This window comes from Clostridium sp. ZBS15, assembly GCF_023845705.1.
GTDB lineage: Bacteria > Bacillota > Clostridia > Clostridiales > Clostridiaceae > Clostridium > Clostridium aquiflavi.
The window spans coordinates 1-397 of record NZ_JAMQHY010000021.1 but is presented as its reverse complement, the minus strand read 5'-3'; the positions used below and the strand labels follow the sequence as shown (position 1 = coordinate 397).

Sequence of the window (397 nt, the reverse complement as noted above, 5' to 3'; positions counted from 1 at the left end):
CTATCTCTTTAAGCTTACCTGGCAACGTCCTAATCTCCCACACAGTCTCCCGTGCAGTACCTTCGGCGCTATGGATCTTAACTTTCCTGTTCGGAATGGGTAGGAGTGTTACTTCCATGCCATCATCACCAGATCCTTTGAAAGAATGTTCTTTCAAAATTGCACATAAATTGTATATAACAATTATTTATTGGTCAAGCCCTCGACCTATTAGTATCAGTCAGCTAAATATGTTGCCCTACTTCCACCACTGACCTATCAATCTTGTACTCTTCAAGGGGTCTTACTAGCTTACGATTTGGTAAATCTCATCTTGATAGAGGCTTCACGCTTCGATGCCTTCAGCGTTCATCCTGACGCGCATTCGCTTCCCGGCTATGCCTCGGACGCCACAACT

At 44.6% G+C, this 397-nt stretch carries 2 rRNA genes; both read right to left on the bottom strand.

Features of this window, described 5'->3' with window-relative positions:
- Nucleotides 1-16 precede the first annotated feature (16 nt).
- A 5S ribosomal RNA gene (gene rrf, locus NG904_RS07955) occupies nucleotides 17-133 on the bottom strand.
- Between the two features lie 57 nt (nucleotides 134-190).
- Nucleotides 191-397: ribosomal RNA gene (locus NG904_RS07950) — 23S ribosomal RNA — on the bottom strand; the annotation flags it as partial.